A 14,296-nucleotide genomic window follows, 5' to 3' on the forward strand; every position below is an offset into this window, starting at 1 on the left:
TATAACCTACATGCAAATACAAGATCAGACCAGACAATTACCAGGCTTTCATGAAAACTTAAAAGTTATTTTACTCGGCACAGGCACGCCACGGGCTTTTCAGGGCCGGGCCAAAGCAGGTGTTGTCGTTCTAGCCGGAAATCATACCTTTTTGGTGGATTGCGGTGGTGCCACTGTAGATCAGCTACTAAAAGCGGGTGTCATGCCGCAGCGGATATCAGACATTTTCTTCACCCACCATCACAGTGATCATAACTCGGGATTCTTCGATGTATTCATCTCCAGCTGGCGTACCCATGTCAATGCCCATCAGGTATTTCCTGGACGCTCCACGCCAATGAATGTTTATGGACCTGCCACCACTCAAGAGATTATCGGCAAAATGCGTTCGGCCTTTGATTTTGATGTCAATTTGCGAATTCACTATAACCTCTCCGCTGACGAAGGAGCTAATATTCACTATTTTGAAAGTAACGAGGGCGTTATTTATGAGCAGAATGGCATTAAGATTACTGCCTTTGAAGTCGATCATAGACCCGTCTATCCGGCGATCGCCTATAAGTTTGAATATAACGGGAATGCGGTGGTCATTTCCGGGGACACCATTCCCGTTGACAACATGGTTAAATATAGCCGGGGAGTGGATCTACTAATCCATGAATCCTATAACAAGAAATGGCTGGATGCCTTGATTGAGAAATTCCCGGATCAAGCAGCCTCCCTGTCCAACCCTGCCAAATATCACTCCACTACACTCGAAGTAGCTGAAATGGCCCGACAGGCTGGGGTTAAACACCTCGTGCTTACCCATCACATCCCCGCGCCGGCAGAAACGGCAGAAGCTGAAGCTGAATATAGTATAGGCATGCAGGAGATCTTTAAAGGTCCCATCACCATGGGCCGTGATTTAATGGAGTTCGAATTGTGATTTAACATTTAATCTGTGGTCATGTTACAGCCTGCTGTAAAGAGAAGGGAAATATATAAAACAAAGAGCCCGCTGACTACGCGGGCTCTTTCGGCTTTTAGTATTAGAATAGGCGGGAATGAATTACTTCGTCCTTGAAAAAATCATTTTCCCGATTTGGTCAAAAATTCATCGATCTGACGCTGTACTTCCGCAATTATTTTGTCAATTCCGGCAGCCTTTACCTGCTTTTGAAGAGTAGCCAGCCCCTTGTCTACATCCTTCACTGTTCCATACTCCAGCGGAATACCGTATTGGAGCATCACATTGCCGACGTTAGCGACTTCTGTTTTTACATTGCTGTTATTAAACGCAAAGGTTTCCAGAGGATAGTGATAAACCTCCCCTTCCCACTTGTCGGTTAACGCGTTAGCTTCTTCCGGGAAGGAAGCGTTGTCCCGGTTGAGCGGTGAGTTAAAGCCCCAGTTGGAAAAACCGGTATAGTTAGCGTTCTTTTCAGCGTTCGTGTACTTGTCATCTCCGACCGGATTATAATGAACGGATGGAATACCGTTCATGATCAGATCATGCAGTTCCTTGTCGTTCTGCAGCAAATCGACCATCATCAGTGCCCGTTCGGGATTCTTGGAGGTCGCGTGAATGGCGATCCCGTTCTGTGTAGAGACAGCTACCGATTTTTTCTTGTCCGGCGTAATGTCCGCCAGCGCCAATTCATAAGGCGACTTCTTTTCCCGCATATCGGTCATCAAGGCGCCAAGCGTACCCAGATTGTGTGTAATTGACGCTGCCTTGCCAGCCCGGAACTCCTGCTGGTGATCCAGCTTGCTGTTCAATGCACTCTTCGACCAGGCGTTATTATCGGCCAGATCTTTATAATAGTAGATCAGGTCCTTAAATTCTGGCGTTTCGTATACATTGAACACTTTACCAGTAGGATCGTCGAGCTTGAAGCCAATCGGCAGATCAAAGTCAAGCATGTTCCATTCGTTCTGCTGCTTCAGGAGCACCCGATCCAGATTATGAAGCTTCCAGTCTCCGGTCTCCGGTACAAACGGAGTGACTCCCTTCTCTTTCTCAGCGATGGTCTTGAGGTAGTTAGCATAGGCTTCCGGGCTGTTAATCTCCGGCAGGTTGTATTTCTTGCGAAGGTCCTCCCGGTATAGAATCAGCTTCTCGACTGTTTCCCCGCGGTTCTGGGGCACCATGTAGAGCTTACCGTTCACCTTCGCCTGACCCCAGCTTACCTCCGGCATCGCTTTCCAAGTCATCGGAGTGTACTTCTGCAGCATCTCGTCGGTCAGTTCCAGGAAGCCGCCTTTGAGAGCCTGATCGTTGTAGCCTGCCCAGTTCGCAGCGTAAATGAGGTCAAAATCCTCGTTGGCCGCAAGCTTAAGCGGATATTTCTGCGCCCAGTCTGACCAGTCCAAGAACTCGCCTTCTACGGTAGCGTTGATTTTCTCCTTCAGCTTCTTGTTAATCTCCCCGAATACCGTATCGTAGTCGACCGGCTTAGGCCCCACAAAGATCATCTTCAGTGCGACAGGCTGGGAGGTATCCACTGTGCTAGAATCTCCGGCACCTTTCGTATGGTCTCCCGCCGCTTGAGTTGCAGCTGCTGAAGCTTGCGGCTCCGCCGCGTTCCCTCCGCTGTTACCATTATTGTCCCCACACGCACTTAGCAGCGACAACATTATCACTCCGGACAGCAGTGTCATTCCTCTTTTTTTATTCAATAGATGATGCCCCCCATCAGTATTTGTAATCGTTTACATACACAGTATAAAGAAAAGTTTCTCTCCATAGAATGCAGGCCGTCAACGATTATACATACTTTTGCAACGACTTCTCGTCTGAAGGCTGAAAACCAACACCACGATTACGAATTCTACTGGGGTGATCAAGCTCCCAGCTCTTCACTAATCCTGCTTCTATGTCGATAAATTTAGAATACACATGGAAAAGTATGGAGGAGTATATGAACAGTAACCGCAGAACTGAACCCTTTCGCTACACTCTAAAAGAACCTGCTACATTAGATCTGCATATTCTTACCATTAACGGAATCCCAGTTCCCCGCAAACCCGTAAGTGCCGTACTGTATGACATTAGCCGTTCGGGATGCCGGTTGTCGATTCCTTTGAATGTCAATCCGGACGCAAATCTGGTACGGGTAGGCATGGAGATGGCCCTCTCCTCTGAATCTATGTACATAGAAGGAACATTGAAATGGTATAAGGAGGAATCCGACACCTTTCACTACGGTATTCAATTGGACATCCCTGAAGCTGACAAGGATCGCCTTCCAAAAATGCTGCGCACACTGGCCGGTGAAGGTAAAATATTAGTTCGTTGAGAGATATACCAAAGGGGCATTCCCAAAGCCATGAAATGGCTGCTTGGGATCGCCCTCTGTTTTTAAGTAGGATTAACGTGAGCACTTGGGTGTACGCTCCGCGAACGAAACGTTGTTCCAATCGCTGTGCTCTCCAGATTTTTTTCATTCTCCTTAGCGGTGAAAATCCGGAGACCAAGGCGACCGCTACCGCTTTTCCACAATCATTTCGTTCTCTCCGCTGTTTAAGCGGATAAAGTTTCTAAAATCTTTTTAGAACTACTAGAGGAAACCGCTCTTCGTAGCTTGGGCAGGGCTTAGCCCAGGCAATAACGAAAGCGATTGGAACAACGGTCCGTTCGCGGAGCGTCCACCCAAGTAGCTTACGTATCTCCTACGTATAAAAAGGGCTGACCCAAGCAGCCATTTCATGGCTTTTGGGTCAGCTTCTTTTTGATCCTTATTTAAACGATACAGATTCCAAAATTTTATCCGTTTCAGCTTTTGACTTCTCGTCTACGTAGGAAAGAATGAGGTTAAATGCATACCCGTCAATAATGGTGCTGTAATATTCTTGCGTGACTACAGCAGCTCCAGTATTAATGGAAGCCTTCATCAGGTCCATATCTTTTCCCCCGACTTTAACGGTCTTGATGTCTTCAAATTCATACGGAAGTTTGCTGTCCTTCATCAATTTTTTTGAAGATTCCAGATAGTCCTTCCCAGTCTTAATACCTTGGAGCATACTTACTTTCTCGGCAACTGCGATAGCGGAAGGCCCGCTTTTACCTGAGTCTAATGGAAATTCCGAAGCCATCAGCAGGTTCAGCGTTTTGGTCTTTGCCAGATCCAGCATTTTATTCTTGGCTTCATTACCACCGGCAACAACTTGCTGACCGGCTTCCATAAGCTTCATCATCTGGTCTGCGTTCTGGAAGACCCACTCTTTGGGAAAGTTAAGGGACAATCCGAAATAGTCATTTGTGTATGTACCACTTTCAGTCACACCTAAGCTAACTTCCTTGTCTTTTCCTCCGCATGCTGTAACCACCATCAGCATTAACACCATCACCATTGATAATAATCCAACTTTTTTCTTCATAATACCCTCCTGATGTTTCTCTCTTTTTTTGTACACCAGAAAAGTTTAACATGTAATGTTATCTTTACCACCTATATAAAACTATAGGCCATGGCTAAAACAATAACATCCTTGTCGCGACAGAAACAGCCTCCGAGCTGGATTGAACCCCCAACTTATCAAAAATAATTTTCTTATGATGATTCACTGTACATTCTTTTATCTTTAATTTTGAGGCAATTGCTTTACCGGTTAGTCCTTGAGAAATGAGCTTGAGTACTTTTAGTTGACGTTCACTCAGTTGTGCCGGAAGCTGCCCAGCGGCCTGGCTTGCAAGCTGGACCTGGTAACTGATCAGCATATCTGCCGGAATCAGCTTGGCAATGGCGATCAGTTCGCTTTTCATAGCCGCATTAATCGTTGAGACATCCAGATAACCAATAATTTCATGACCGACCACTAGAGGGACCGAAAAGCAATGCCAATTATTAAAAAAAGGACTTTCATGATCCTCAGGCGGTAAATACACGGGACAGCCCTGCGCAATGGCCTCTGAAATCGCATTGACCCCGCAGCATTTTTCAGTAAAAAACATTCCTATATGGATAGGAGATTTACTTACTGCACTCTCCAGATTACGACTGTAATCCATCGCGAGCAGAACTCCCTCCTTATCCGTAAGCAGAAATAAATAGGGTCCGGTAAGATGATCTTTTATATTGAATATGCAGTGCTGAAAAACTTCAATTAATAGTTGATCGGAGGTATCTTTTCGGGTAAGTTGCTGCGTATTCGATAACAAGTAGTCTTCTTTTTCAAGCTGGCCAGATGTATCGATGGTTGTAATCATTCCAACATTTCTCCTTCCACATAAGACCATCCAGATTCTGGAGGATCCTTTATCCTTATCGGAATAAATGAAGGGAATATTGAATTTCACAAAATTAAGCTCTTTACTTCTGAATCTTTGAATATACGACTTTTGGCACATTAAGCTTAAATAAAAGAGCTATCTCATCTATAAATGGGATTCCCACCCTATATTCCGGGTCAATAAATACATACAAATAGTGCTTGAAATCTCCAATAATTCGATAGCTGTTACTTTTATACTATTTTTTTGGTACTCCGTTCAAGAACGCATGATTCCATAGCTTAATTAGATCGTTCAGTTTCATCATAGCTCTCCGTTATTTATTATTACTCAAAGTATCATATCCCGCTTAGGTTCATAGCAGCACTACGGAATTCACGGCTCCCCGCGCACATTGTACCAGGGTTTCGTATAACCGGGCCGATATCGTATTGAACTCCTGCTCCCGGTCATGCTGATAGGCAGAATATGGAGGACTGTCATTCCAGGAACCCATGCCACCGAATACCCAGGCTTTGTAGACTGCATTCAGCAGCGTTCGTGCCTGGTCCTTATAAATATCCGGTAAGTGAAAAGACAGCTGCGCAGCTGTACCTGTTCCGTTCAGAACACTCTTAGCAGGCTCAAAGAAATGGTCACTCCAGAAACTCTCTTCTATTGTATAGGCCAGATCTCCAATCTGCCTTAGCGCCACGTCCAGCTTCTCTGACAAAACAGATAATGGAAGGAATTCGCGATCACCTTTCTGTCCATCGTAAAGCTTTTGTTCAGTATAGGTAACTTTCCACTTTGTCCGCGAGCCATACTGATCCATGTGCCAATCAGCCTTCCACAAGGATTCACCTGTTGTTCCTAGGGAGGTCACTCCATTGGGCATCCCATTACTCTGAAGAATACCAGTGCTCCAGGAAGTTGCCGAAGGCATACCGTTTAACATAAGCCGCCGGCAGCCATTATTCTTCAGCTCTGCAAGCCACTCGGGCCAGCTCCAAGCCTTCCCTCCTCCCTCCTCTATGAATCGCACTTCTATGTATTCCGTATGCTCTAATTCAGTATTAGAGGCATCCGCACCACTAATCAAATTCCCATTTCCCAGCGCTGTGATTAATAACATCTGATGTAACTCACCATTCATATGTACTTCCCCCTTCCTCCCGTTATCTCCATCCTCTCATTTCTATGCTCCATTCATCAACCATTAGTTTCAGCCGGAGATATCGGGAATTGAAACAATACTCCTAAAGATATGTTCTTCATGGATACGGTTATAGAAGGGCAAAAAAACAACGCGTACCGTCTGATGCCGGTACGCGCTGTTTATGCTGGTTATTTTACTAATCCCTTATAAATAATCATCTCTAGATGGCAGGCAGCTAGACCTGTGAAGCTGCCCTGTCGGATATCCCCCACCGCAGCTTGTACAGCTCAGGGAGCACAACCCCCAGGAGCACCAGGACAACCCCGGTCCACTGCAGTCCGCTTACCTGCTCATGCAGCACGAATGAGGAGAGCAATACAGCAACCGGAAGCTCGGCAGCACCGAGAATGCCAGCCATGCCGCCCCCGATATGCGGAACACCAATGGCAAATAATACCGGCGGAATAAAGGCTCCGAACAAACCCAATAAAAATCCAAACAGCAGCAGCTGTCCCCACAAAAGTCCGTTGAAAAGGAAATACGGCGGGAAAATAACGAACAATAGCAACAAGCCTCCGGTAACCATCCATGCGCTCCGGTACGCCGGATGTGCAGAGGGAACCGCTTTGCCGCTGAAAATGATGAACATGGAATAACTTACAGCTGACAACAGGCCCAGAGTAAGTCCAAGAGCATTGAAATGCGCTGCACCCTGATCTATAATTCCTGCTGCAAGCAGCGTTCCGCCGAAGAGAAGCAACAGCGTCAGCAGGGTTACCTTGTCGGGCCGCTGCCGCTTGCTGACAGCCTGGATCAGTACACTGATCCAGGTGAACTGGAACAGCAGGATGATAGCCAGCGAAGCTGGAATATAGCGCAGTGACTGGTAATAGACTAATCCTGTCACCACAGTAGGCGCTCCAGCCATCATCAGCAGCAGCCGCTGCTTCCAGGTAAGTGCAGGCGATGCCTGCTGTGCTGCAGCTGGACGAATGCCTTGGCTGCGTTGTTTACGCGCCTGTCTAACCTTTGTATATAATGCCAGCAGCCAGGCAAGAATGCAGCCAGTCAGCAGCTGCGTACCGACCACTTCCCCAAGCTGGTACCCCTCTCCGTAAGCCAATACGACGATCGTAGATAGAATTCCATAGCTCATGGCCCCAATTAATACCGATAACAAATATTTCAAATCTTTCATTTCATTTATGCCTCCTGAATCTATTAAATCGGCCGCAATACGCAAATAAACCTAACTCCGGGGACGAGGAACATAAGCGCATGATCCTTGCCATCGTAGTTAGGAAGAGTAGGCTTCCTGTAGAAACCCTCGCCCTGTTGATGCCCATAAGGCTGCGAGGTTATACGAGAACAGTATGTAATTATATGCATAACGACTGTTCATATGTTACATGGCAAGTAAGTTGCTGTCAACCCTTAATTCTTAAAATTTAAGGATTCAAATGACTGGGGACCGATTTGGTAATATTTCGGAGCTAAACCTTCTTTTCTCTGATAAAATGGATCCAAAGTCGTCTTGTAAAAAAATACCTGCAGAGGAGGTGCACATTCTGAACCGTTCTGGACCCGTCAAACTGATAGGACTTATTGCCGGAATTGCGCTGTCGAATATAGCTGTACTTTCTCCTGGACTACTTGGCCTTCAAATTGTTGGCGGAAGTACACTTGAGACCGCTTCTGGCGTTACTCTGCTATTCACTAGTTTGCTTGTCGTGCTGTACGGGAGCTATACCCTCCTCTTCAAAACTCCGGCCACTCCCTCTGTCCGTAATTTGGAAACCCGTGATGATTACATCGCAGGGTTGAGCCGCTACCGGAATGTGAAGGCGCTCCAAAAAGATGTTCTGCTTGCCCTTGAGCAGTTGGAGCGGATCGATAAAAAGAAATCCACCTTGATGAATATATTAGGGGAGCGGTTTGAGCCCACGGAATTAAGCTTCCGAAAGTTCCAGACCGTCATTGTTGAGGTTGAAAAGCTCTTGTATCTGAATGTGCGGGGGATTCTGAACAAGCTCAGTGTATTCGATGCCTCTGAATTCAACCTGTTCACCAGCCGGCAAAGGCCGAAGCCCTTCTCCGATACGCTGGTGCAGAGAAAAAACGAGCTGTATAACGAATATTTTGCCCATGTGACTGGCTATCTGGGGGCGAATGAGGAGATTCTGCTTAAGCTGGATCAGCTGCTGCTGGAAATTTCCCTGCTGGATAATACGGACTACAGAGCAGTTGATGAAATGCCTTGCATGAAAGAGCTTAACGCCCTGATCGGGCAGACCAAGCTCTATCAGAATTAGAAAGGAAGATGCACATGGCCGGGAGTGGCAAAAAAGGGATCATACTCGCAGTGATTGCAGCATGCGTATTTGCTCTGGTCTACTTCGGAATCACGCTGACTGCAAATTTAGGCAAATCCGATAAGGAGATCTCTGCGGAAGACGCCGGTAAAAAGCTGAACAAACTCTACAGTAATGTTAATGTAACAGTCGCAGATACTGTAAAGGGGCAAATCGACCTGGACCCCGCAGATATCGGCGAATCCCTGCCCGACATCTCCAAATTTCCTATTTCTGTAGAGAATACAACGGACAGCTTCGTGGAAATCTTCTCTTCCACCGAGAAATCCGGGACAGGAAATGACGGCTGGCTGAATGAAGTAGCCACTGCCTTCAATGATGCGAAAATCATGATCGGCGGTAAACAGGCTTCCGTAAAGATCCGTAATATCGCCTCAGGCACGGCCACAGACTATATCCGGTCCGGTAAGTATATACCAGATGCTTTTACCCCTTCCAACGAGCTATGGGGCGAGATGGTCAAGGCAAACGGAACCCCTACCGTGCTTATCTCGAAACGTATTACTGGCAATGTGGCGGGCGTGGTAACCAACAAGAAAAAGTATGACGAACTGGTAGGCAAGTACGGCTCGCTGAATGTCAAAACCATAACGGATGCTATCGCAGCGAATGAGCTGTCCATGGGCTACACCGACCCGTTCGCCAGCTCCACCGGACTGAACTTCCTCGTGACCGCACTCAGCACTTTTGACAGCTCCGATCTGTTAAGTGATAAGGCTGTGCAGGGCTTTGAGCGGTTCCAGGCCAATGTGCCGTTCATCGCCTCGACCACGCTGCAAATGCGGGATGCGGCTAAAACAGGGGCACTGGATGCTTTTGTTCTGGAGTATCAAACCTATGTGAATGCGCCTGATCTGAAAAGCGGCTATGTCTTCACACCGTTTGGCGTACGACATGACAGTCCGCTCTACGCGCTTGGAAATTTACCCAAGGAGAAGCTGGACATTATCAAGAAATTTGCCGAATTCACTGAACAGGACCGATATCAACAGCTGGCATCGGACAAAGGCTTCAACGGCATGAATGAATACGTCTCTGAACTTGCCCCTATTGAAGGCAACCTCCTCTCTTCAGCCCAGAAGCTCTGGAAAGAGAAAAAGGATGGCAGCAAACCGATTGCAGCTGTATTCGTAGCGGATGTGTCAGGAAGCATGGCCGGGGAACCTCTCAATCATCTGAAGGAATCGCTGCTCAAAGGACAGAAATTCCTGGGTAAAGACAACAGCATTGGCTTTGTCTCCTACTCCAGTGATGTGACTATTAATCTGCCCATCGCCAAATATGACACCAATCAGCAGTCCATGTTCGTAGGGGCCATTAACAGCCTGCAGGCTACCGGGGGCACTGCTACGTTCGACGGAATCATTGTAGCCATGAAAATGCTTCAGGACCAAATTGCCTTGAATCCCGATATTAAGCCAGTGATTTTCGTCCTCAGTGACGGTGAAACGAATGAAGGGCATTCTTTAGATGAGATAAGAGGCTTAATCGAGACTTATAAAATCCCGGTCTACACCATAGGCTACAATGCGAACATCAAGGCACTGGAGAGCATTTCCAGTATTAATGAGGCTGCAAATATCAATGCAGATACGGATGACGTCGTGTACAAAATCGGCAATCTGCTCAACGTGCAAATGTAGCTCAGCCTACCATTCGGGCATATGCTATCGAAGCTAGTTATATTACGGGCACAGTCGAAGAAGTGCAGCTTCGATAAAACTTTAGGAGGTTTGTGATGTCATTTACCATGGAAATCCCTAGTACAGAAACGCTCAAAGCGGTTATCGAAGAACAGGTACAGCCGGAGCCTGCAGAGGTTTCGCAGCTGAAAGAGCTGGCCGCGAGCAATGTAGCAAGTATTCTGGACCTGGATATAGACTCACTGGAAAAACGGAGATCTGTGCTGCAATCGATCGACATGTTTGGAATGAATACCATGCGCTCCTCTTCCGATAAAAACTCCCTGCTTCAGGTGTCCGTAGGCAATCTGTCCAAAACAGGCGATGAAGGCGGCCAGGTCGCCAAGGGATTGACGGAGCTCCATTTGCAGTTGAAGGATCTGGATCCGAGTGCTGTCGATTTTGCTAAAAACGGGATTCTGGGCAAATTCTTCAATCCCCTGCGTACGTATTTCGCCAAGTACCAGAAAGCAGACGCTGTCATTTCCGATATCATCCAATCCCTGGATAAAGGCAAATCCATTTTGAAGAACGACAACACCACCCTTGAGATCGAACAGCAGACCCTGCGGGAGCTCACCAAAAAGCTGCAGAAGGAAATTCAGCTCGGCATGCTGATGGACCGAGAAATCGAGCATCAGATTGAGGCTGCTAAGGTGCGCAGTGAGTCCGGGGACAAAATCAGGTTCATCACGGAAGAAGTCCTTTTCCCTCTCCGTCAGCGGGTCATGGATCTGCAGCAGATGCAAGTAGTCAATCAACAAGGCATCATGGCTATCGAAGTAGTGATCAGAAATAATAAAGAACTGATCCGGGGCGTTGACAGAGCCCGAAACGTAACCGTATCTGCACTGAAAATCTCCGTCACTGTCGCAAGCGCACTATATCATCAAAAAATCGTACTCAAAAAAATCGAGCTGCTGAATCAAACGACAGATCATCTGATCAGCGGCACCTCAAAAATGCTTAAAGAGCAAGGGGCAGCGATTCAAAAACAATCGATGGAAACTACCATCTCTCCGGACACGCTGAAGCAGGCCTTTACCGACGTGTTGTCCGCCCTGGATTCCATCAGTACCTACAAGCAGGAGGCACTGCCGAGAATGCGCGAGACCATCAATCAGTTCCGCGAACTGGCCGACAATGGCGAGCAGCAGATCCAGCGTCTGGAGAGGGGCAACTCGCTCGGGCTATAAGCAGATTTGAGTCTGTCAATCTATCATGATAAACTAGTTCCCGACCACATTCTGGGAGGGAAAACATATGAGCGAAGAAGAATTGAACGCAGATGGCTGGGAAGCCATAGATGAAGCTCTGGAGCAGCTCTATGGAGAACAGGAGCAGAAGCATTACGGAACCGCCATACCCTACATGCTTGGTGGACCAGATCCGCTGAATGGAATCAGTGTATACGAAGCGCGTGAACCCCTGCCACATTGGCATTTTGTAACCTACGGATTTTCTGAGCTATATGAAAAAGAAACGGAAGATCCCGGGTACAGCGGATATGGCTTCGAATTGACCTTCCGGCTATCCAAATCCGCTGCAGAAGATGAGCCTCCGGCTTGGGCATTGAATCTGCTGCAGAATCTGGGCCGTTATGTGTTTAACAGCGGGAATGTGTTCCGTTCCGGGGATTATATGGATGCGAATGGGCCGATTGCCCTTGAGTCGGAGACGGTGCTGACAGCATTGGCTTTTATTACAGACCCTCTGCTTCCGGCGATAGACACCCCTAATGGCCGAGTAGAATTCCTCCAACTGGTGGGCATCACCAATGATGAACTGTTGGCAATGCAGGTCTGGAATACTCTGGGCGTTTTGATGGAAATGTCAGAGCACATTCCGCTATATATAACTGATCTACATCGGAATTCACTCCTCAAGCTCCCTGCAATCGCCGAAGCCGTAAGGCTGGGCAGTGAAAGTGAAGGCTCCAATACAGGTGCACTATACGTCGATCAATTAGCTTGGGAGAACCCGGAAGACGATTCCATCCAGACTCTGCAGCTGGGAGCTAAGCAGGCCGAGATCGTAGGCAAGCTGCTGCATGGGAGACTCCTAAAAGGACGAACCTTAACTTTGGCCGGTCCAGAGGTTACGGTCAGCTTCGAGACAGGCGTCAATCGCAGCATCGAAATTCATAATGATAATGTTGTCCTTAAGCTGGATGAGGCTGCCTCGGAAGCTATATCAGAAATTCTCCGTCCGGTAGCAGGGCTGTATCATCTCACTGACTGGCCGGAGTTTGCAGTGAGGATCGTACCCACTCATATCACCGACAATGAAGGAACTGTTGTGAAAACCATAGGATAATCATTCACAACCCCATAGGCCGTTACTCTCGCTTATGGGGATTTTTCTTGTTTGCATATTTATGCATGCCATTTAGCCCTTACCAAATTCATTCAATTCATGATTCAGGAGGATAATAATGGTTCTTTCGCTTCATATATTTTCCTTGGTTTAATCCGATATCTTAGTAAGGTATAGTTTTATACTCATACCATTTCATCTACAGAGGAGTCGTCAAATGAAGAAGATTCAGAGGTTAACTAAAAGATTAGGGTGCATCCTGCTTGCAGGTGTATTGATCAGCTCTGCTCTAGGGGCAGGAAAGCTGACTCCACACGCATCCGCAGCGGCTGCGGAGAAAGGGTATGTGTACTATAGCTCGGAAGATGGATCATTATATCGTGCACCCACTGCCGGGGGTACTGCTCAAATGATCTCTGAGAATTTCGAGGGATCCTATCTGAACGCAACCAGCAAGTATTTGTATTTCTTTGATAATGAGGACACTAGCAAGCTGCAGCGTTTGTCTCTGACCGAACCAGGTGCGCTGATCAGCAACTTTGCCGGCGACAAGGATATTTTATTTTACCAAATCGAAGGGGAGTTCATCTATTTCATGGATGACAATGGCGTGATCTACCGCTCGTTGGCTGATGCGGCTGATGACACCCAGATCAAGCAAATTGCGAATAACGCAGATACAGAATTTCCAGGCTTCTCCGTGGAGAATGGCCGCATTTACTACAATGTTTTGAAGAACGGAACAAACACCTGGGCAGCCTCGAAGTCCCGCGATGGCAGTGGAAATGTGCAATATATAGCGCAAGGCGCCATTCCATCCTATTCCTATATTCATCCGGGTTCTTCTACGGTTTCTGTAATGGTAGATATCAAACCTGCAGAAACGTATTATTCTCTGAACTCCATGGTTCTGTACACCCTTCCGGTGAATGGCGGAAACCCCAAAGCAGCCAATGCCAAAAGCCCGCTGGATGCGAATGCAACCTATTCAGGCTTCTGGTCCAATGATTATTACATCTATAACAAAGGGGTCACAGTAGACGATAATGATGATTACGTGTATTCCAAGAGCAAAAGCTATGCGATAGATAAAAGCGGTAAATCGTTTCAGCTCAATCAAAGCGCGGTTGTCAGCCTTGCCGATATGGGCGGAAACAAGCTGGCATACGTCGGCAGCAACGGAAAAGGCTACATCAGTACCATTGCCAACGGTAAAGTAACCAGTACAAAAACACTTGCACTAAGCCAGGTGACAAATGTCTATAACCTGAAGAATGGTACAGCCGACGGACAAATCATATTTTATGCAAGCGGCGGGGCATATGCTGTAAATGCGAATCTGTCCTTAACTAAATTGAATGGCGTGACTTGGGATAATAGCTCCATCTTTAACGATGTATCAGGAATCTACTATTATAACGCAGAGGATAATCAGAGCCTCTATAAAATGAGCGCTGACGGTAAAACGAAGCTGAAGCTCACCGATGGACCTGTGTCAGAAATCTATACAGTTACCACTAAATAATATTACTCGAAAATCACAGAAGCCCACAGCACTGCATCATGCGGTGCT

Annotated in this window: 12 protein-coding genes; 7 read left to right on the top strand and 5 right to left on the bottom strand. The window is 47.0% G+C overall.

Annotated features, from left to right (window positions below; genetic code table 11):
- The first annotated feature begins 10 nt into the window (after window positions 1-10).
- A complete protein-coding gene (locus A3844_RS01350) occupies window positions 11-928 on the top strand; it encodes an MBL fold metallo-hydrolase (protein ID WP_143191973.1) in 918 nt (305 codons plus the stop codon).
- A gap of 143 nt (window positions 929-1,071) precedes the next feature.
- On the opposite strand, the gene A3844_RS01355 is transcribed toward A3844_RS01350, so the two are convergent.
- Entirely contained in the window at window positions 1,072-2,661 is a 1,590-nt protein-coding gene (locus A3844_RS01355; protein ID WP_341864874.1) for an ABC transporter substrate-binding protein, read from the bottom strand.
- A 242-nt stretch (window positions 2,662-2,903) separates the two neighbouring features.
- Between A3844_RS01355 and A3844_RS01360 the strand changes: the two genes are divergently transcribed.
- Complete coding sequence (locus A3844_RS01360; protein ID WP_074106357.1) at window positions 2,904-3,281, top strand: PilZ domain-containing protein; 378 nt, start codon at window positions 2,904-2,906, stop codon at window positions 3,279-3,281.
- Window positions 3,282-3,720: 439 nt separating this feature from the next.
- Here A3844_RS01360 and A3844_RS01365 read toward each other — a convergent pair whose 3' ends face one another.
- The 4 genes from A3844_RS01365 to A3844_RS01380 all read right to left on the bottom strand — a co-directional run bounded on the left by A3844_RS01365 (window position 3,721) and on the right by A3844_RS01380 (window position 7,551).
- Complete coding sequence (locus A3844_RS01365) at window positions 3,721-4,362, bottom strand: hypothetical protein (protein ID WP_244169657.1); 642 nt, start codon at window positions 4,360-4,362, stop codon at window positions 3,721-3,723.
- A gap of 94 nt (window positions 4,363-4,456) precedes the next feature.
- Entirely contained in the window at window positions 4,457-5,191 is a 735-nt protein-coding gene (locus A3844_RS01370; protein WP_074083604.1) for a helix-turn-helix transcriptional regulator, read from the bottom strand.
- Between the two features lie 379 nt (window positions 5,192-5,570).
- Window positions 5,571-6,350, bottom strand: coding sequence for a hypothetical protein (locus tag A3844_RS33000; protein ID WP_083606629.1), 780 nt, complete (start codon window positions 6,348-6,350; stop codon window positions 5,571-5,573).
- 238 nt (window positions 6,351-6,588) lie between these two features.
- Complete coding sequence (locus tag A3844_RS01380) at window positions 6,589-7,551, bottom strand: EamA family transporter (RefSeq protein WP_083606630.1); 963 nt, start codon at window positions 7,549-7,551, stop codon at window positions 6,589-6,591.
- Between the two features lie 361 nt (window positions 7,552-7,912).
- On the opposite strand from A3844_RS01380, the gene A3844_RS01385 reads away from it, so the two are divergent.
- The 5 genes from A3844_RS01385 to A3844_RS01405 all read left to right on the top strand — a co-directional run bounded on the left by A3844_RS01385 (window position 7,913) and on the right by A3844_RS01405 (window position 14,248).
- Window positions 7,913-8,665 carry a hypothetical protein gene (locus A3844_RS01385; protein WP_244169658.1) on the top strand — a complete coding sequence of 251 codons (753 nt, stop codon included), beginning with the start codon at window positions 7,913-7,915 and terminating at the stop codon, window positions 8,663-8,665.
- A gap of 14 nt (window positions 8,666-8,679) precedes the next feature.
- Window positions 8,680-10,368 carry a vWA domain-containing protein gene (locus tag A3844_RS01390; protein ID WP_074100908.1) on the top strand — a complete coding sequence of 563 codons (1,689 nt, stop codon included), beginning with the start codon at window positions 8,680-8,682 and terminating at the stop codon, window positions 10,366-10,368.
- Between the two features lie 95 nt (window positions 10,369-10,463).
- Window positions 10,464-11,603 (top strand): toxic anion resistance protein, encoded by a 1,140-nt coding sequence (locus A3844_RS01395; RefSeq protein WP_074106358.1) that lies wholly within the window; start codon window positions 10,464-10,466, stop codon window positions 11,601-11,603.
- Window positions 11,604-11,670: 67 nt separating this feature from the next.
- On the top strand, window positions 11,671-12,723 hold the full coding sequence (locus tag A3844_RS01400; RefSeq protein ID WP_074083607.1) for a suppressor of fused domain protein: 1,053 nt from the start codon (window positions 11,671-11,673) through the stop codon (window positions 12,721-12,723).
- A gap of 217 nt (window positions 12,724-12,940) precedes the next feature.
- Window positions 12,941-14,248, top strand: coding sequence for a DUF5050 domain-containing protein (locus A3844_RS01405; RefSeq protein WP_074106359.1), 1,308 nt, complete (start codon window positions 12,941-12,943; stop codon window positions 14,246-14,248).
- Window positions 14,249-14,296: the final 48 nt, after the last annotated feature.

The sequence above is a fragment of the Paenibacillus helianthi genome, assembly GCF_001909055.1.
Lineage (GTDB): Bacteria > Bacillota > Bacilli > Paenibacillales > Paenibacillaceae > Paenibacillus_AQ > Paenibacillus_AQ helianthi.